Origin of the sequence: Kitasatospora sp. NPDC092039 (assembly GCF_044756065.1) — a bacterium.
GTDB lineage: Bacteria > Actinomycetota > Actinomycetes > Streptomycetales > Streptomycetaceae > Kitasatospora.
Genome location: NZ_JBIVSD010000002.1, coordinates 249039 through 266223, shown reverse-complemented (window position 1 = coordinate 266223; position 17185 = coordinate 249039). Strand labels below are relative to the sequence as shown.

General features: G+C 75.2%; 19 protein-coding genes. 13 read left to right on the top strand and 6 right to left on the bottom strand.

Features of this window, described 5'->3' with window-relative positions; genetic code table 11:
• The coding region (locus ACIQI7_RS04585) for a vWA domain-containing protein (protein ID WP_401105075.1) at window positions 1-850 on the bottom strand (850 nt) is incomplete at its 3' end.
• Between the two features lie 120 nt (window positions 851-970).
• Window positions 971-1690, bottom strand: a complete 720-nt coding sequence (locus ACIQI7_RS04580) for a hypothetical protein (RefSeq protein ID WP_401105073.1) — start codon at window positions 1688-1690, stop codon at window positions 971-973.
• A 259-nt stretch (window positions 1691-1949) separates the two neighbouring features.
• On the opposite strand from ACIQI7_RS04580, the gene ACIQI7_RS04575 reads away from it, so the two are divergent.
• Both ACIQI7_RS04575 and ACIQI7_RS04570 read left to right on the top strand, forming a co-directional pair.
• Complete coding sequence (locus ACIQI7_RS04575) at window positions 1950-3092, top strand: serine hydrolase domain-containing protein (RefSeq protein WP_401105071.1); 1143 nt, start codon at window positions 1950-1952, stop codon at window positions 3090-3092.
• A complete protein-coding gene (locus tag ACIQI7_RS04570) occupies window positions 3080-3646 on the top strand; it encodes a hypothetical protein (protein WP_401105069.1) in 567 nt (188 codons plus the stop codon). Before ACIQI7_RS04575 ends, ACIQI7_RS04570 begins: the two co-directional genes overlap by 13 nt.
• A gap of 37 nt (window positions 3647-3683) precedes the next feature.
• Here ACIQI7_RS04570 and ACIQI7_RS04565 read toward each other — a convergent pair whose 3' ends face one another.
• Complete coding sequence (locus ACIQI7_RS04565; RefSeq protein WP_387751030.1) at window positions 3684-4493, bottom strand: alpha/beta fold hydrolase; 810 nt, start codon at window positions 4491-4493, stop codon at window positions 3684-3686.
• Between the two features lie 163 nt (window positions 4494-4656).
• Here ACIQI7_RS04565 and ACIQI7_RS04560 point away from each other — a divergent pair, with 163 nt between their 5' ends.
• Window positions 4657-5175 (top strand): GNAT family N-acetyltransferase, encoded by a 519-nt coding sequence (locus ACIQI7_RS04560; protein ID WP_401105066.1) that lies wholly within the window; start codon window positions 4657-4659, stop codon window positions 5173-5175.
• A gap of 88 nt (window positions 5176-5263) precedes the next feature.
• On the opposite strand, the gene ACIQI7_RS04555 is transcribed toward ACIQI7_RS04560, so the two are convergent.
• Window positions 5264-6781 carry a PQQ-binding-like beta-propeller repeat protein gene (locus ACIQI7_RS04555; RefSeq protein ID WP_401105064.1) on the bottom strand — a complete coding sequence of 506 codons (1518 nt, stop codon included), beginning with the start codon at window positions 6779-6781 and terminating at the stop codon, window positions 5264-5266.
• A 251-nt stretch (window positions 6782-7032) separates the two neighbouring features.
• Between ACIQI7_RS04555 and ACIQI7_RS04550 the strand changes: the two genes are divergently transcribed.
• On the top strand, window positions 7033-7809 hold the full coding sequence (locus tag ACIQI7_RS04550; protein WP_401105062.1) for a class I SAM-dependent methyltransferase: 777 nt from the start codon (window positions 7033-7035) through the stop codon (window positions 7807-7809).
• Between the two features lie 81 nt (window positions 7810-7890).
• Here ACIQI7_RS04550 and ACIQI7_RS04545 read toward each other — a convergent pair whose 3' ends face one another.
• A complete protein-coding gene (locus ACIQI7_RS04545; RefSeq protein ID WP_401105060.1) occupies window positions 7891-9318 on the bottom strand; it encodes a carotenoid oxygenase family protein in 1428 nt (475 codons plus the stop codon).
• A complete protein-coding gene (locus ACIQI7_RS04540; RefSeq protein WP_401105058.1) occupies window positions 9315-9950 on the bottom strand; it encodes a TetR/AcrR family transcriptional regulator in 636 nt (211 codons plus the stop codon). Before ACIQI7_RS04540 ends, ACIQI7_RS04545 begins: the two co-directional genes overlap by 4 nt.
• Before the next feature lie 181 nt (window positions 9951-10131).
• Here ACIQI7_RS04540 and ACIQI7_RS04535 point away from each other — a divergent pair, with 181 nt between their 5' ends.
• From ACIQI7_RS04535 to ACIQI7_RS04495, 9 genes are all read left to right on the top strand, one after another.
• On the top strand, window positions 10132-11055 hold the full coding sequence (locus ACIQI7_RS04535) for an NAD-dependent epimerase/dehydratase family protein (protein ID WP_401105056.1): 924 nt from the start codon (window positions 10132-10134) through the stop codon (window positions 11053-11055).
• A gap of 400 nt (window positions 11056-11455) precedes the next feature.
• Complete coding sequence (locus ACIQI7_RS04530) at window positions 11456-11785, top strand: hypothetical protein (protein WP_387751009.1); 330 nt, start codon at window positions 11456-11458, stop codon at window positions 11783-11785.
• A gap of 32 nt (window positions 11786-11817) precedes the next feature.
• A complete protein-coding gene (locus ACIQI7_RS04525; RefSeq protein WP_401105053.1) occupies window positions 11818-12507 on the top strand; it encodes an alpha/beta hydrolase in 690 nt (229 codons plus the stop codon).
• Window positions 12508-12810: 303 nt separating this feature from the next.
• A complete protein-coding gene (locus ACIQI7_RS04520; RefSeq protein WP_401105051.1) occupies window positions 12811-14007 on the top strand; it encodes a serine hydrolase domain-containing protein in 1197 nt (398 codons plus the stop codon).
• A 103-nt stretch (window positions 14008-14110) separates the two neighbouring features.
• A complete protein-coding gene (locus ACIQI7_RS04515; protein WP_401105049.1) occupies window positions 14111-15040 on the top strand; it encodes an aminoglycoside phosphotransferase family protein in 930 nt (309 codons plus the stop codon).
• A gap of 162 nt (window positions 15041-15202) precedes the next feature.
• A complete protein-coding gene (locus ACIQI7_RS04510) occupies window positions 15203-15559 on the top strand; it encodes a DUF6204 family protein (RefSeq protein ID WP_401105047.1) in 357 nt (118 codons plus the stop codon).
• A 75-nt stretch (window positions 15560-15634) separates the two neighbouring features.
• On the top strand, window positions 15635-16171 hold the full coding sequence (locus ACIQI7_RS04505; protein WP_401105045.1) for a MarR family winged helix-turn-helix transcriptional regulator: 537 nt from the start codon (window positions 15635-15637) through the stop codon (window positions 16169-16171).
• A 140-nt stretch (window positions 16172-16311) separates the two neighbouring features.
• A complete protein-coding gene (locus ACIQI7_RS04500; protein ID WP_401105043.1) occupies window positions 16312-16704 on the top strand; it encodes a hypothetical protein in 393 nt (130 codons plus the stop codon).
• Entirely contained in the window at window positions 16701-17123 is a 423-nt protein-coding gene (locus ACIQI7_RS04495; protein ID WP_401105041.1) for a sulfurtransferase TusA family protein, read from the top strand. The genes ACIQI7_RS04500 and ACIQI7_RS04495 overlap by 4 nt, the downstream gene beginning before the upstream one ends.
• Window positions 17124-17185: the final 62 nt, after the last annotated feature.

Here is a 17185-nt window from a genome sequence, read left to right as displayed (position 1 = left end):
GGGGCCCCGCGGGGGGGGGCCCCCCCCGGGCCCCCCCCGCCGGGGCCCCCCCCCCCCCCCGCGGCGCGGGGGCGGGGGCGCGGCCCCCGCCCCCCCCCCCCCCCACGCCGCTGGGCACCCGCAGTTCCGGGCCGTCCGGTGCGATGCCCTGGGCCCGGGCGGCCCTGAGCCACACCGGAAGCTCCGCGAGCAGCAGGTCGTACAGCTTCTGGTCGGAGACCTTCCGGGGGTCCTGCCCCAGGTGGACGAAGCCCGCGTTGTCGATGGGCCGTCTCGCCGGGACCGCCAACCCGTCCAGCTTGCGCAGGAAGTCGAACTGCCGGCTGCCCGGGTCGCCGAACCCGATGAACTGCCAGAAGATCGGCAGCTTCGCGGCCTCGCACAGCCGCTGCTCCGCCGCGCCCTTGTCGATCGGCCCGCCGTCCGTCTGGAACAGCACCAGGGCCGGCGCCGTGGTGCCGCTCTTCCGGTAGTGCTCGACCACGGCATCCATCGCCAGGTGGTAGCTGGTCCGGCCCATGTGGCCGAGGCGCGCGACGATCCGGTCGATCCAGCCCGCGTGGTCCGCCAGGGCGATCTCCTCCTCCGCGTCCACCTCGGTGGAGAAGAACACGACGGGCACGCTCCCGTCGTCGTCCAGGTTGGCCGACAGCCCCAGCACCCGGTCCGCGAGCGCCTGGACGCTGCCGTCCTTGTAGTAGGGCTTCATCGAGCCGGAGTAGTCGATCACCAGGTACACCGCCAACCGCTGGCCGCTCAGCCCGCTCCGCTCCACCGAGGCGCTCGCGGTCTTGTAGAGGTTCACCAGCGCGGGCGCGCTCTGCTCGACCTTGCTCAGACTGACGGCCACGGGCCACTCCCTCACTCACCGCGACAGCCGGGGGCCGCCGGAGCGCGTGATCGTCGACGCGCCCCGGACACTCTGCGGCGCGGACAGGCGTGGCGGCAAGCCGCTACGCGAAGCAGCCGTTCACAGGAACAGCGGGTCGGACGGCCACGGGTAGCCCAGTCGATCGACCTCGTACCCTCCCCAGACTTCGGCGGTGGCCCGGGGATCTCCTTCGGTCAGCCGTGCTTCGAGCTGCTCGGCCTGGACCGACGGGGCGTCCGCGGAGATCCAGAGGGTCGTCCCGAACTGCACGTGGGGCAGGTCCGTGTCGGCCCGGCCGCGGGGGTGCCTCAGGACGAGGTGGATCCGATCGGGTTGATCGCGGGAGGCCCAGACGGCTTCCAGCTCGCAGTCCCACCTGAGCAGCCAGTCCTCGCGCTCCCTCAGCGCCTCCTCCAGCAGCTGGGCGACCGCTCCCCCCGGCCACTGCCACCTGCGGTCCGCTCCGGCTCGCCGGACCTCGGCGTCGTACTGGCCCGCGCCGAACCGGAGTTCCGGCAGGCCGAAGTCCTGGTTGGCCGAGTCGCGCAGGTCCGACCAGACGACATGCTCCCCGTCCCGCCTGACCGTGACGTACAGGGCGCCGCAGCACATCTCCAGTCCGCACCCGGACCAGCCGAGACGGACCTCCCGGGGCGCCGCGGTGGCGCGCAGGGCCCCGGCCCGGCCCAACAGGGACCGGGGGTCCGCCGCCATGTACCGGGAGCCTCCGACGCCGCCGGGGAGCACCTCTGCCAGGAGATCCTGGCCGTTGACGACCGGGCGGACCTGCACGCCGCCCTTGTCGTCCGATGGGCACACGATGTTCAGGCTGAGAAGGTCCGGTTCCATGGCCACCGGCCCATGGTCGCGGAGCCGGCCGCGGCTGTCATCCGAATTCGCGCCGCCCCGCTCACAGGCCGCCCGGGTGCCGCGACAGCCAGTCGGCATGGCAGGGGAGTCCGCCACATCCGTCCCACCAGCCCCGGCCTGGTGAAATCCCCTCGTCAGGGCCGCCCGGCTCCCGTAGCGTGGTTCGGTCGATCTTGACGGCAGTACAGGGCAGAACGGGGCACCACAGATGCAGCAGTGCCAGGGCTGGGCCGACGAGCGCTTCGGCGCCGTCGCGGACGTCTTCGCCGCCAACTTCGCCGAGTTCCCCGAACTGGGCGCCGCCGTCACGGTGTTCGCCGACGGCCGGAAGGTGGTCGAGCTGTGGGGCGGCACCGCCGACGAGCGCACCGGCCGGGCCTGGACGCAGGACACCGTCGTCCCCGTGTTCTCCTGCGCCAAGGGCCCGGTGAGCGTCTCCGCGCACCTGCTCGCCGAGCAGGGCCGGCTCGACCTGGACGCGCCGGTGGCCCGTTACTGGCCGGAGTTCGCGCGGGGCGGCAAGCAGGCCGTCACCACCCGGATGATCCTCGGCCACCGCGCCGGCCTCCCGGCCCTGGACGCGGCGCTCTCCTTCGAGGAGGTCGCCGCCTGGGAGCCGGTGATCCGGGCGATCGAGGCGCAGCAGCCGCTCTGGGAGCCCGGCACGACCTACGAGTACCACGGCCACGTGCTCGGCTTCGCGGTCGGCGAGGTGATCCGCCGGATCACCGGGCTGACCCCGGGCGCGTTCCTGCGCAAGGAGATCGCCGAGCCGCTCGGCCTGCCGGTCTGGATCGGCCTGCCGGAGAGCGAACTGCCGCGCCTGGCGCGGCTGGTGGAGGCCGAGGGCCGCCGCCCGATGCCCGGCCCGGAGCACCTGCTCACCCGGATCGTCACCATGAACGGCGCCCTGGTCTTCCCCGGCCTGGACGTGCCGCACGGCTGGAACGACCCGGACCTGCACGCCATCGAGCTGCCCGGCGCGGGCGCCGTCGCCTCGGCCACCGGTCTGGCGGGCGTCTACGCGGCGGCGGCCACCGGCCTGGACGGCGGCGAGCGGCTGCTCTCCCACGACACGGTGACCGACGCGGTGCGCGAAGTCTCCTCCGGCGCGGGCTTCCTGGGCTTCGACATGGGTGCCCGCTGGGGCTCCGGCCTGCTGCTGGACTCCCCCGCCTTCCGCCCGCTGCTCGGCGCCCGCAGCTTCGGCAACGACGGCGCCGGCGGCCAGTTCGCCTTCGGCGACGACGAGTTCGGCGTCGGCTTCGCCTACGTCGCCAACCGGATGATCGGTCACGGCGACGCCCGGGCGAACCGGCTGATCGAGGCGGTGCGCGGGTGCCTGGGCTGACGGGCTTCCTCCCGATCGTCGCCGGCCTGGCCACCACCGGCGCCCTCGGCGAGCTGCGCTACGGCGCCTCGCTGCCCGAACTCGCCGCCCACTACGGCGAGCCGTGGGACGGCGGCGGCATCCACCGCGGCGACCGCTGGCCGCACGCCTTCGGCTGGGGCGACGTGCAGACGGTGTTCTGCCGCTGCCGGCAGCTCCACTCGCTGTCCCTGTCGGCCTGGCAGGGAGAGCTCGAACTCCCGGAGCCGGGAGGCGGGTCCGTGATGCTCGACACCCGCGTCACCGAGACCGACCTGATGGCCGCGCTGGCCGCCACCGGTCGCACCTGGGAGACGGTCACCTACGAGAACCTCCCGGACCAGCGGAACCTGGTCTTCTCGCCGGCCGAGGAGGTCCGGGTGGAGCTGGTCCTCTCCGACCGGCCCGCCTACGACCAGCCGCCGCTGGAGGGGTTCGTGCTGTACAAGGCGGTGCTGTGGGGCTACGAGCACGTCGACTGCCCCGAGCCGGACGCGGCCCTGCCGGACGACGGCTGGGGTGCGGCTCAGCCGTAGCGCGGTAGCGCCGCCGACCGGTAGCGCGGCGGCACGCTCAGCCCAGCGCCCGCGGCAGCACCACCCGCACCCACTCCTCCGGCTGCGACAGGTGCGGGGCGTGCCCGGCGCCCTCGTACAGGTGGCGTTCCGCCTTGGGCAGGGCGAGGTCGATGAGGTCCAGCACCTCGCCGAACATCGGCGCGCTGTCGTCGCTCTGGGTGAGCAGCGCCGGTTCGCCGAACCGGGAGAGCCCCGTGAGGTCGAGGTCGAGCGCGTCCGGGTCGCGCAGCTCGTCCAGGTAGGTGGGCGCGTTGCGGATGTAGGTGTGCCGGACCGGTGCGGGCAGCTGCTCCCAGGCACCCGGGCCGAAGGCGAGGCTGTCCACGTACAGTTCGGCGGCCGCGGCGGACTCGGCCTGCTCCAGCAGCTCCCGGACGGCGGCGATCCGGTCGGCGAAGGCGGTGCCGATCGGGCGCAGGTCCGGGTCGGCGAGCAGGATGCCGGTGCCCGGCGGCTCGTGCACGGCGATCCCGCGCAGCAGGTCGGGCCGGGCGGCGGCGAGCCGGAGGGTGACCAGTGCGCCGTAGGAGTCGCCGTAGGCGAAGGCGGGCGCGAGGCCCAGCCCCTGGATCAGCCCGGCCAGGTCGGCCGCGTCCTCGTGCACCGAACCCTGGGTGAGCAGGTCCTCGCTGCGGCTGTGCCCCCGGCGGTCGTAGGCGACCGCGGTGGTGGACTCGGCCAGGCCCGGCAGCACCCGCGCCCAGGAGTCCGCGTCGCTCCACGAACCGTGGACCAGGACGACGCCGGGGCCCTCTCCGTGGGCCTCGTAGTGCAGCGCCACCCCGTTCACCCTGATCTCGGTCATCACGAGCCTCCCGATCTCGGCGGTGCTCCCCCACCAGACTGACACAACCGCCCGGAACGCTCAGGTCCTCCGGCGGCGGGTCCCCTTCCCGGGGGAGCTCCGGTGACGAAGATCATCCCCGGGCGCGATCCGGCCGCCGTACCGTCCGTGCCAGGCTCGACGCATGCACTACGACGTACGCCGGCTGGCCGCCGGGGAGTGGCGGGAACTGCGCGGGATCACCCTGGAGGCGCTGCGGGACTCCCCGAACGCCTTCAGCTCCTCCTACGCCGACACCGCCGCCCGCCCCGACGACCACTGGCGGCAGCGGGCCGCCCACCAGGCCACCGCACGGGAGAGCGCCACCTTCACGGCCGGTGACGAGGACGGCGCCCGGGTCGGGATCGCCGGCGTCGAGCCGCTGGCGGACGTCCCCGACCACGTGCACATCCACTCGGTCTACGTCGCCCCGGCGCACCGCGGAGCCGGCGGCCCGGCCGCCGAGCTGGTGCACGCGGTGATCCGGCACGCCCGGGAGCACACCACCGTGGGGGCGCTGACCCTGGGCGTGCACGAGGACAACGAGCGCGCCCAGGCGTTCTACCGGCGGCTCGGCTTCGAGCCGACCGGGAAGGCGGTCCCCTACGTCCTGCGGCCGGCGGAGCGGATCCTCGTCCTCGGCTACCCCGGGTTCCGGGCGTAGGGTTTCCGGCGTCGGGGGGGCCTCCGGCGTCGGGGCTGTCGGCATCGGGGCTGCCGGGTGTAGTCGACCGGCAGCCGGCAGCCGCCCGTCAGCTCATCACCCGCACCGGCGGCTCGTCCCGCGTCCCGTCCTCCGCCACCACCGTGAACCGCTCCGGGCCCGACAGCGACAGGTCCACCGGGTAGAGCGACGCGGTGTCGTTGACGTCCAGCACGGCGCTCCGCCGCCCGGTCGCCGCCTCCACCCGGGTGATCCGGCCCCGGGTCATCGCCCACACCGAGCCGCCGTCCACCACCAGCCCGGTCACCCGGTCGTCCAGCCCCGCCGTCCACCGCCTGCCGCCGTCCGTGAGCGAGTACGCCAGCAGCCGACCGGTGGCGGTCCGGCTCGGGTGACTGCCGCCGCCGCTGATGCCGACGTCGCCGGGCCTCTCGCCCGGCACGACGAAGAGGTCCCCCACCACCACCCCGCCGAACAGCGGCCGGGCGCTGAACTCGTCGAAGGCGTGCAGCCCGCCCAGCATCACGTCCAGGTCGTACTCGTCCCCGGCGACCGGTATCGCCGCCCGCTGCCGGCCGGCCCGGTCGTAGCTGAGCACCGCGTGGGCGCCGCCCTCCGCCTGGGCGTCCACCCACACCGCGAGCGGGTCGACCGACACCACCGCGAGGTTCCTCAGCCCGCCCGCCGCGGGCAGCGCGATCCGCTGCCGCTCCCGGCCGTCCGCCGGCGCCAGCGAGCGCAGCACGGGCGGCGCGTCGCCGCACCGGGCGACCGTGACGGCGTCCCCGGGCCCGCCCGCGACCTGCAGCGGGGCGCAGCCGGGGTCGGCCGCGCTGCGCCAGACGTCCCGGCCGTCCGCCAGCCGTACCGCGCGCCAGCCGGCCTTCTCCTGGAGGAGGGCCTGCGGCCCGGCCACCGCGAGCACGTCCGGCGTGGCGTCGTCGCCGTCCCGAGCGGGCGCGTCCACGGTGGCGGTCCAGCGCTCCCCGCCGTCGGCGAGGTCGAGCGCGGTGACGGCGGAGCACGGCCTGCCGGGCGGCGAGTGGCCGATCAGGCCGACGGCGCCGCCGCGGCCGGTCCCGTCCGGCCCGGTGCCCCGGCTCATCGCGCACACCGAGTCCTCGCCGGGCGGGGTCCAGCGCCAGGCGACGGCCCCGGTGGCGCCGCGGTACGCCACCACCAGGTCCGGCCGGACCCGCACCACCAGGTCCCCGCCGGCCCAGCTGCCCACCGCACGGATCGTGGACGGACGGTCCAGCGGCGCCTTCCAGGAGTCGTTGAGCCCGTCCCCGGCGAAGCCGACGAAGATCCCGAGGCCCAGCAGCGCCCCGACGGCGGCCGAGGGGAGCCCGGCCCTCGGGTGGATCAGCGCCCAGACGAAGCCCGCACCGCACGGCACCAGCCCGAGGATGCTGACGATCCCCAGGCAGGCGAGGCTGTCGCCGCCGAACCCGTGCGCCCGGCCGAACAGCACCGCCAGCCCCATGCTCGCGAACATCGCCCCCAGGACCCCGCCCGAGACCACCGGCCAGGTCGCCCCGTCCCGGGCGAACCCGGCCCCCCACCCCGCCCGGACGACACTGTCCTCGGGCCGCCGAACGGCCATGCCGGTCTCTCCCCTGCGACGCGCCGCCCACCCGCGACAGGGCGACGATCATCGGATCGTCGCAGAGCGCGCCATGGTCCGGAACAAAGAGCAGGGAAAACCCCGGCCATGACCCGCACATACCAGGCCCCGGCGCAGGGACACGGTGAACCCCCGCCCCTACGCGCTGTCCGTCCCGGCTCCGCCCGGCCGCCTTCCTGGCGGCGGAAATCGATTGCCCGCCCCCGGGCCGCTGACTAGCGTCTCCCGACATGACCGCGACTCCCACCACCCCCGACTGGCGCACCGCCAACCGTGCGAACTGGGACGAGCGCGTACCCGTCCACGCCGCCGGCCGGTTCTACGACCTGCCCGGCTTCGTCGCGGGCCGCGACACCCTCCAGGACTACGAGCCCGCCGAGGTCGGCGACGTCACCGGCCGGACGCTGCTCCACCTCCAGTGCCACCTCGGGCTCGACACCCTCTCCTGGGCCCGCCGCGGCGCCGTCGTCACCGGGCTCGACTTCTCCGCCCCGGCCGTCGCGGCCGCCGCCGGCCTCGCCGCCCGGGTCGGCGCCGACGACGCCCGGTTCGTCACCTCCGACGTCTACGAGGCCGTCGAGGCGCTCGACGGACGGACGTACGACATCGTCTACACCGGCTTCGGCGCGCTCTGCTGGCTCCCCGACCTGACCCGCTGGGCCCGGACGGTCACCGCGCTCCTCTCCCCCGGCGGCTTCCTCTACGTCGCCGAGCACCACCCGGTGGCCGATGTCCTCGCCGACGACGGGCGCAGCTTCGAGGAGGACTACTTCGAGCGCACCCCGATCGTCGTCGACCACCCCGGTACCTACGCCGACCCGGACGCCCGGCTCGACGCCACCGTCACCGTCCAGTGGCAGCACGGCCTCGGCGAGGTGGTGACCGCCCTGGCCGACGCCGGCCTCCGCCTGGACTTCCTCCACGAGCACGCCCACGGCCACTTCCGCGTCCCGGCCGGCTCCCCCGCCCCGCAGTCCTACTCCCTCCGGGCCACCCGGCCCCGCTGACGCCGCCCTTCGGGTCGCGCCGGGGCCAGGGAGGGCCGGGGTGGGGCGGGCCCTGGGGTGGCACGGGCCAATATTTGCCCCCTACGGTCGGCCCGGCTCCGCCCCCGGCACCCAGTTCCCGTGCAGGCCCAGCGGCACCCGCACCGGCAGGTGGATGCGGGCGACGGGCTCGCCGGTGAAGTCCTGGGCGGCGAGGATCACCAGGTCCGTCGCGCCCCGGGCCGGGTCGAGGACGTAGGCCATCAGGTACCCGTCGTCCTCCGCCGTCGGCGACTCGGCGGCGACGAACACCGCCTCGCCCACCGCCCCGTCCCGCCCGAACTCGTGGGCCTCGACGGTCCCCCGGTCCAGGTCGTGCTTGAGCAGGGCGTTGCTGAAGCCCTCGTCCGGGCGGTCGTCCCCGGGGCCGGCCGGCGGCGCGTAGAGCTCGACGGCGGCCGCGTAGCCGTAGCGGTAAGGGCGGCCGGTGCGGCGCGGGTTGAGGCGCGGGAACTCCTGGACCCGGTCGTCCAGCCGCTCCTCCCGCACCGTCCCCGCCGCCAGGTCGATCGTCCAGCGGTCGAGCGTGGGCCGGCTCGCGCCGATGGCGCGCAGGTCCATGCCCGGCGGGTGCCGCACGACGTCGACCACCAGCGAATCCGCCGTCCGCTCGTACGCGTTGAGGGTGTGCCCGACCAGGTGCGGCGCGAGCTCGAACCACCGCACCGCGCCGCCCTCGCGCGGCATCACCCCGACCCGGGCCGTCCGCCGATCGTCCCAGGTGAACGGCACCCCGGTGGCCAGGTGCGCCGCGCTGAACACCACCGGCGTGTCGTACAGCAGCACGAACCGCTCGGTGAGCGCGAAGTCGTGCATGTACGGGTTCCCGGGCACCTCGATCAGCGTGCTGCGCCGGACGGCCCCGGCGGCGTCCATCACGATGTGCTGCACGTGCTCGGAGCCGTACCGGAAGGCCAGCGAGTGCAGTTCCCCGGTGTGCGGGTCGAGGATCGAGTGGGCGTTGGCGCTGTACCCCTCCGGCGTGGCGCCCAGCTCGCAGGGGCCCACCGTGTCCAGCTCGTAGGTGAGTTCGTACGGGCGGATGCCGCCCTCGATCAGCGCGTAGGTGCGCCCGGCGAGGCCCGCGACCTGCACGTTCGGGGAGACGTCCAGCCGCTCGTCGACGGGCGTGCCGCGCCGGGGCTCGCCGAGCCGGTCGGCGACCGCGCCTGAGCGGACCCAGCGGTTGCGGTACCACTCGGCCCGCCCGTCCCTGATCCGGACGCCGTGGACCATGCCCGCGCCCAGCGTCCACAGGTGCGCGACCGGGTCCTCGATGCCCAGCGGGTTGGGACCGTTGCGCAGGTAGCGGCCGTCCAGGTGGGCCGGTATCCGGCCGGTGACGGGCAGGTCGTAGGCGGTGACCTCCTCGGTCACCGGGGCGAAGTTGCCGGACAGGTAGCGGTTGCGGCCGGTGTCGCTGCCGCTGGCACTGCGGCTACGACTGCGGCTGGCGGTGTCACGGTTCATGGTGTCGACCTCTCGTCCGGTGATGGGGTGTCTGCGCCGAACGCCCTTCCCAGCGCGGCCATCAGCGCCTCGTAGCGCGCCCCGGCCTCGGCCGGCGCGAAGTGGCCGGCGAGCTCCAGGCTCACCGCGCCGTGGGTGGCCGCCCAGAACAGCTTGGAGACCTCCCGGGCGTCGCCGGGCCGGAAGGCTCCGGCCGCCATGCAGGCGTCCACGGCGGCCACCGAGGCGCCGAACGCCCCGTCCGCCACGGCCAGCGCCTCGGCGCTGGGCCGGAATCCGGGCACCGGCTGCTCGAACATCACCCGGTAGTAGGCGGGTTCGGCGATCGCCCGCTCCCGGTAGGCCCGGCCGAGCTCGGTCAGGTACGCCAACGGCTCGTCACCGCGCGGGACCTGCTCCTGCGCTCGGCGCAGCCGCGCGAAGCCCTCCCGGTACAGCGCGTCGAGCAGGCCCTCCTTCCCGCCGAACATCGTGTACAGCACCTTGGTCGAGGAGCCGATCTCGGCGGCGATCCGGCGCACGGTCAGCGCGGCGGGGCCTTCGGCGACGAGGAGGGAGATGGCGCGGTCGAGGATCACGGCGCGTACGGCGTCCTGGCCGGTCCGCTGCGCGTCCTGGTAGGGCGTGCTCATGGGTAACAACGTAACCGATGGGAAACACTGTTACCAGCCCATCGGGTGAAGCGCCTTCGAACCCGCGTCCCACCGCCGTGTCACGTTCCGGCGGCCCGCCCGGTCCCTGCTGGTGACGGCCTCGGCCCGGCCCGAATGCCCGGACCACCCGAAGGACCCGAACGACTCGAAGGAGCGAGCGATGCGCGTACTGCTGGCAGGTGCGACCGGGGCGATCGGTGCCCCGTTGACCAGGGTGCTGACCGGCGCGGGCCACCAGGTCCTCGCCCTGGCCCGCTCCGAGCGATCGGAGCGGGCCGTCCTCGCCGCGGGCTGCACGCCCGTACGGGCCGACGCGCTGGACCGCGAGGGGCTGCTGCGCGCGGTGGACGGCCTGGCGGCGGACGCGGTGATCCACCAGCTCACCGCGCTCCGCGCACCCTCCCGCAGGGTCGCCGCCGACAATCCGACCAACGTGCTGCGCGTCCGCGGCTCCGCCAACCTGCTGGCCGCCGCGCGGGTCCTGGGCGCCGAGCGCTTCCTCACCCAGTCCCTCGTCCTCGGCTACGGCTACCGCGACCACGGGGACCGGCCCGTCACCGAGGAGGACCCGTTCGGCGTGTACGGCACCGGCTCCCGGCCCACCGCCTCCGACCACGTCGTCACCGGCCTGGTCGAGGCCGAGCAGCGGGCCTTCGAGGCGCCGCACGTCGCCGGGATCGCCCTGCGCTACGGCCTGTTCCACGGGCCGGGCACCTGGTTCGACCCGACCCCCGGCGCCCGCCCGATGCCCGTGCCGCTGGGCGGCGGCGGCGTGCTGTCGTGGATCCACGTCGAGGACGCCGCCACCGCGACCCTGGCCGCGCTGGAGCACGGCCGGGGCGGCGAAGCCTACAACCTCGTGGGCGACCGCCCGGCGAGCTTCGGCGAGTTGGCCACCGCCGCCCGCCGCGGCCGCCCGGCCCTCCGCCTCCCCGGCTGGGCCCTGCGCGCCGCCGTGCCCTACCTCGGCGAGCTGATGCTGGACACCACCCTGCGGGTCTCCAACGCCAAGGCCGCCCGCGAACTGCACTGGACCCCGCGCCACCCCGACCCCCGCACCGCCCCGACCGCCGTCCCGCACTGACCGCCGCCCCGCACTGACCGCCGGGCACCGGGCGCGCCCGTCCGGAGCGGGAACTCGGCCCAGCCGGCTCCCCGCTCCGGGCACCCTTCCGACGCATCCCGCCCTCACCGGTGCGGCGCGTCCCGGGCGCGCGCCGGCCCCGGGCACCGGCGCGCCGGTCGGCGCGCCAGCCGTCCGCCAGGTGCGCGCCAACCATCCGCCACGGTCTGCCAGTTGGCGCGGGACCAAGGTTTGCCCCGGGCCGTCGGCGCACCCGATCTCCGCATCGTGCTGAGCCGACCGGGTCAACCTCTTCGCCGGACAGTACGCGTACGCCCGGTCGGCTCGTTCTGCTGTACATGCCTCCCCCGATCTCGACGCCGTCCCCGTCGCCCGCGCACGACACCGCAAGGAGGTTCCCGTGGCTGTGATCGGCCGCGCGACGGCCACCGTGGTCGCGCTCGGCATCCTGCTCGTCCCGGCGGCCGTCTCGGCGGGCACCGACCTGCCGCCCGAGCTCGGCGCGGGCTGGTGGGAGGTGTCGGCCAACGCCGCCAACGTCCGGGTCGACCACTTCGGCGAGGAGACCGTCATCGGCCTCGCCCGTTCGGGTGACCGGGTCGAGGTGGTGGACACCTGGACCTCCCCGCTCGGCGCCCGCTGGGCGAAGGTCATGGTGGAGCGCACCCGGGTGTCCGGCTGGGTCCTGTGGTCCTTACTGGCGCACCGCGACCCGTCGTCGGAACCGTAGAATCCGCCTGTACACATCAGGAGGGAATTCGCGTGTTCCGAGCGCAGCGTCCGCGCACCGCAGAGCTGACCCCGTGGCAGGGCGAGGAGCCGGTCAACGGCGTCGCCCTGCTGCTGCCGGGCGGATTCATCCGCAGCCGGCGCGCACCGCTGAAGGTCGCCGAGCTGGGCCTGCGGGACCTGGCCGCCGAGCTCACCGACCGCGGCCGCCCGCACGGCCTCGCGGTGCACCTGCTGCGCTACCGCCACGGCGGCTGGAACGGCGCCGACGCGGACACCGCCGTCGACACCCGCTGGGCGCTCGACGAGCTCGCCCGGCTGCACCCGGGCACGCCCGTCGTCCTGGTCGGCAACTCGCTGGGCGGGCGGGCCGCCTTCTGGTGCGCCGGGCACCCTTCGGTGGTCGGTGTGGCCGGGATCGCGCCCTGGCTGCCCAGCGGCGACCCGGTCGACCAGCTGGCGGGGCGGCGGGTGCTGATCGTGCACGGCACCGGGGACCACAGCTCGGCCAGTGCCACCCAGTCCCTGGAGTACGCGCTGCGCGCCCGGCCGGTCGTCCCGGACCTCGCGCGCTACGAGGCCCCGGGCGCCAACCACCTCCTGATCCGCGAGTCCCGCGACATCAGCGCGCTGACCACCGCCTTCACCCTGGCCGCCCTGGGCGCCGAACCCGATCCGCTGGTGGCGGGGACGGTCTGCACCCGGCTCCCGGCGCGGGTGTAGCCGACCCCGCCGTCCGCACCGTCCACTCCCCGGGCCTCCCCTGCCGATCGGCAGGGGAGGCCCGGCCACGTTTCCGTGGGATTCCTGCCGATCGGCACATGCGTGAACGGGGTCCTGGCGATCAGTCTTGGAGTCACCGCGACGGCGGCCACCCGGGCGGCCGCGGAAGGGAGTCTCCACCGTGTTCCGTGCCCCAGATCTCCACCTGCGCACCGCGGCGGCGCAACTGAACGGCCGTCAGCCTCGTGTTCTCCAAGGCGGGCCGGCCCGGCCCACACCCGTCCCAGCAGCACCGGAGAGCACATGGCCGTCAGCAAGCCCACCACCCTCGCACTCGGTCTCGCCGCCCTGCTCCTCGCGGCCGTGCCCGCCGCGCCCGCCCTCGGCCGGACCTCACCCGCCGGTCCCGATCCCGCCGCCCTCGACGCCGCGATCGCCGCCCGGGCGGGCGATCCGGCAGCGGGCGCGGTCGCCCGGGTGACGGTCGACGGCGTGGTCTGGCGCGGCAGCACCGGCGACCCGGTGAGCGGGCGGCCGGTGGCGCCGAACGCCGCCTTCCGGATCGGCAGCATCAACAAGACCTTCGTCGCCGCGGTGCTGCTCCAACTGGCCGCCGAGCAGCGGATCTCCCTGGACGGCACCGTCCAGCAGTACCTGCCCGGAACGCTCCCGGCGGGCTTCACGCTGCCGATCACCGTCCGTCAACTCCTCGACCACACCAGTGGACTGCCGCAGGCCGTCGAGGGCCCGGAGGGCGTGGACCGGGACGGCCTGATCGCCCAGCGGTTCGCGACGGAGACGCTCGACCAGGTCATCCAGCGGACGCTGCGTCCCCACCCGGAGGACGGTCTGCCCGAGGCCGTCCCGGCCTTCGACCCGGGCACCGCGCAGGAGTACAACAACTTCAACTACCGGCTGGCGGGCCGGATCATCGAGCAGGTGACCGGCAACACGATCAGGGAGGAGGTGACGGCCCGCATCCTGAGGCCGCTCGGTCTGCGGCACACCGAGGTGACGGAGGGCAGGCCCTCGATGCCCGAGCCCCACCTGGCCGGCTACTTCCCCGACAACGCCGGCACTCCGACGGACGTCTCCGAGCAGGGTGGCAACCCGGAGTCGATGGTGTCCACCCCGGCCGACCTGGACCGCTTCCTGCGCGCCCTGCTGGACGGCGAACTCCTGCCGCCCCGGCAACTGCAGGACCTGCTCACCCTGCCCCGGGACGCCTCCGGCCGGCTGCTGCCCGTACGCGGGGCGGGCGAGTGCCGGTTCGGCCCGGACAAGGGGCTGGCCTGCTACAGCGCCGGGCTGATGGCCATCCCCCTGCGGGACGGCACGGTGGTCTGGGGCAAGACCGGGCACGACCTCGGGTACTCCGACGGCTTGTTCACCACCCCGGACCTGCGCAGGCGGTTGGTCTACTCCATCGGTACCGGCGACGGCACCCCCGCACCGGCGCTCCGGCTCGCTGCCACGGCCTTCGGCCCCTTCGCCCCCTGAATCCGACCGCACCAGCGACCCGCACCAGCTACCCGCACCGACCCCGCGTCCCCGAGCGCCGCCGAGCGCCTGCCCCGCTACCCGCCGCCCCGAAGGAACCCGCATGATCACCGTCCCCGACGCCCTCGCCCGCACCACCGTCGACCGCGAGGGAGCCCCCGGCTCCGCCTGGATCGCCGAACTCCCCCGCATCGCCTCCGAACTGCTGGACCGCTGGGGCTGCGTGCCGGACGGCGGGGCCACCCACGGCGGCGTCGGCCTGATCCTTCCCGTCCGACAGACGGCGGGGCGCGCGGCCGTACTGAAGGTCTCGTTCCCCCACCCCGGCAACGTGCACGAGCCGGACGCCTTCGCGGTGTGGGCGGGCCGGGGCGCCGTCCGGCTGTACGAACGGGACGACGAGCGCTTCGCGATGCTGCTCGAACGGGCGAGTCCGACCACGCTCGCGGAGGTCCGGGACAGCGACGAGGTGCTGACGGTCGCCGGGCGGCTCAGTCGCCGGCTCGCCGTCCCGGCGCCTCCGGCGCTGCCCCGGCTGAGCGACCAGGCGGCGGACTGGGAGGCCAGGCTGCGCAGCGACGCGGCGTCCCTGGCCCACCCCCTGTCGGCCCGCGCGGTGGGCGCCGCCCTCGCGACCGTCCGCGAACTCGCCCGCACCCAGCCGGACGTGCTCGTCCACGGCGACCTCCACCCCCGCAACATCCTGCGGGCCGAGCGCGAACCCTGGCTGGCCGTGGACCCCAAGGGCTACGTGGGGGACCGGGCCTACGACGGCGGCACCCTGCTCAAGGCGCACGCCCTGGCCCTGCTCGGCGCGACGGACGTGCACCGCGCCCTCCTCCGCGCGCTCGACGTCTTCACCGAGGCCGCCGAGCTGGACCGCGCACGCACCCGTCGCTGGGCCCAGCTCCACGCCGTCCAGGCCGCCTTCTGGGGTCGACGGCACGGCTTCCGGCTCGCCCGAGGCGGCCCCGAGCTCGACCGGCTCACCCGGTACGCGGACGGGCTCGCCGAAGCGCTCACCCCCGCCTGACCAGTACGCCCGACCGCCGACGAGGGCCGAGTCCCACCCGCCCCCTCACGAAAGGAGCCCCACCCGACACCACCGCACTCGTACCACCGCAGTCGCACCACCGCACCCGCGACACCGAAATCGTGTTGGCGGTCGGCGGCCCGTGCTGCCTATGGTCGGGGGATGACCACTCGAACCTTCCGCATCATGGTGCGCGGCGTCTTCGACGGCCTGACCGACGATCAGCGCGCCGGCCTGCTCGCCACCGCACCCGAGCACGACGTGCTGCACGCCGCCTTCACCCGCGAGGGCCACCTCAGCTACGACCTCTCCGCGCGCGCCGCCTTCACCTTCCGCTTCCTCGACGAGGGCGAGGCCGAGGAGGACATCCTGGAGGCCACCGAGCGGGCCGAGCAGTCGGCGCGGACCTGGCTCGCCCAACGCGGTTACGGCTACAAGAACCTCCGTTCCCAGGCCGAGGACCTCTCCCAAGCGCCGCTCGGCAAGCGTCAGCGCCGCGCCGCCAACGCCACGCGCTGACCCGACCCCCTCCCCCTCCGCCACCTCCTTGACGGCTCCGCGTCGGGATATACTTGAGCAGTCAAGGAGGTGGCAATGACAGAACAGCCGACGCAGCCGGCACACCCGACGCCGGAGGCGCAGGTCGAGCGGCCCGGGACCGCACCGACCACCACGGGCCCGGGCCCCGACCCGTTGGACACCGCCCTGCGGCTGGTCCGCGCCCAGACCGCGGTGGTCAAGCGCTTCGACGCGAGCCTCAGCGGCCTGCACGGCGTCAGCCTGGCCGACTTCACCATGCTGCTCCACCTCTCCCAGGCCCCCGGAGCCCGGATGCGCCGGGTCGACCTCGCCGAGGCGCTCGGGCTCACCGCCTCCGGCGTCACCCGCGGCCTCGCGCCGCTGGAACGGATCGGCCTGGTCGCCCGCGAGGCCGCGGCCCGCGACGCCCGGGTCGCCTACGCCGCCCTCACCCCGACCGGCCGGGAGCGGCTCACCGAGATGCTGCACACCGCCCGACAGGTCGCCGCCGACCACTTCACGGCAGAGCGGTGGAGCCCCCAGGACCTCGGGCTGCTGGCCACCCTCCTCACCCGCCTCGGCGGCACCGCCCCCGGCCAGCGCCTCGGCTGATCCGCCGGTCCAGCCCCCCACCCACCACCCCCGCCACACCCGCCGCCCGATCCCACGTCCTAGGCTGATCCCGCACGGCTCGCACCACCCGCATCACCTGCACCACCGGCACCACGCACACCCCCGCGAAGGGCAGCACCATGACCGACACCCCCGACACCGGGCCCGGCCTGCTCCGCACCCTCGCCGACGCCCAACGTGCGCACTGGCAGCAGACCTACACCGCCGACCCGGGGGTGTACGGCGAGCGGCCCTCCGCTCCCGCCGAGTACGCCGCCGAGGCGTTCGCCGCCGCCGGGGCCCGGGAGGTGCTGGCACGGGGTGCCGGGCACGGCCGGGACGCCCCGCGCTTCGCCCGGGCCGGCTTCCGCGTGCCGGCCGCCGACTTCAGCCCCACCGGCCTGCACCGACTGAGCGACGCCGCCGCGGTGGACGCGCTCGCCGAGGGCCGGCGCCTGACCGACGTCCACCCCTTCGAGAAGGGCGAACTGCCCCGCCGCCTCTGGCGCATCACCCAGGAGACGCCCCGATGACCGCACCCGACGCCGCCACCGCCAAGAGCACCACCCCCACGGCCACCACCCCCACGACCGTCGCCCCCGAGGCCGTCTGCCCCGACACCGCCACCGCGGCGTCCCCCGACCTCACCATCGACGGCACCGGTCTGCTCTGCGTCCAGCTCCTGCTCAAGCTGCGCGCCCGGATCGCCCACCTCCCCGCCGGCGCGGTGGTCCACATCCACACCACCGACCCCGCCGCCCCGCTCGACCTCCCCGCCTGGTGCCACCTGACCGGCCACGAGTACCTCGGCCAGGTCCCGTACGAGGCGACCGACCGCGAGGTGTACGCGCTGCGCCTCACCTCCGCCCCGGTCCCGACCCGCCCCGACCGCCCCTGGCACCCGTCCCCCGAAGCCGACACCCACGCCGGCACCGGCACCGGCACCGACTGACCACCCCTCACACCGCCCGCCAGGGGCCCGCGCCCCGGAAATTCCCGCGCACCCGCCCCCAC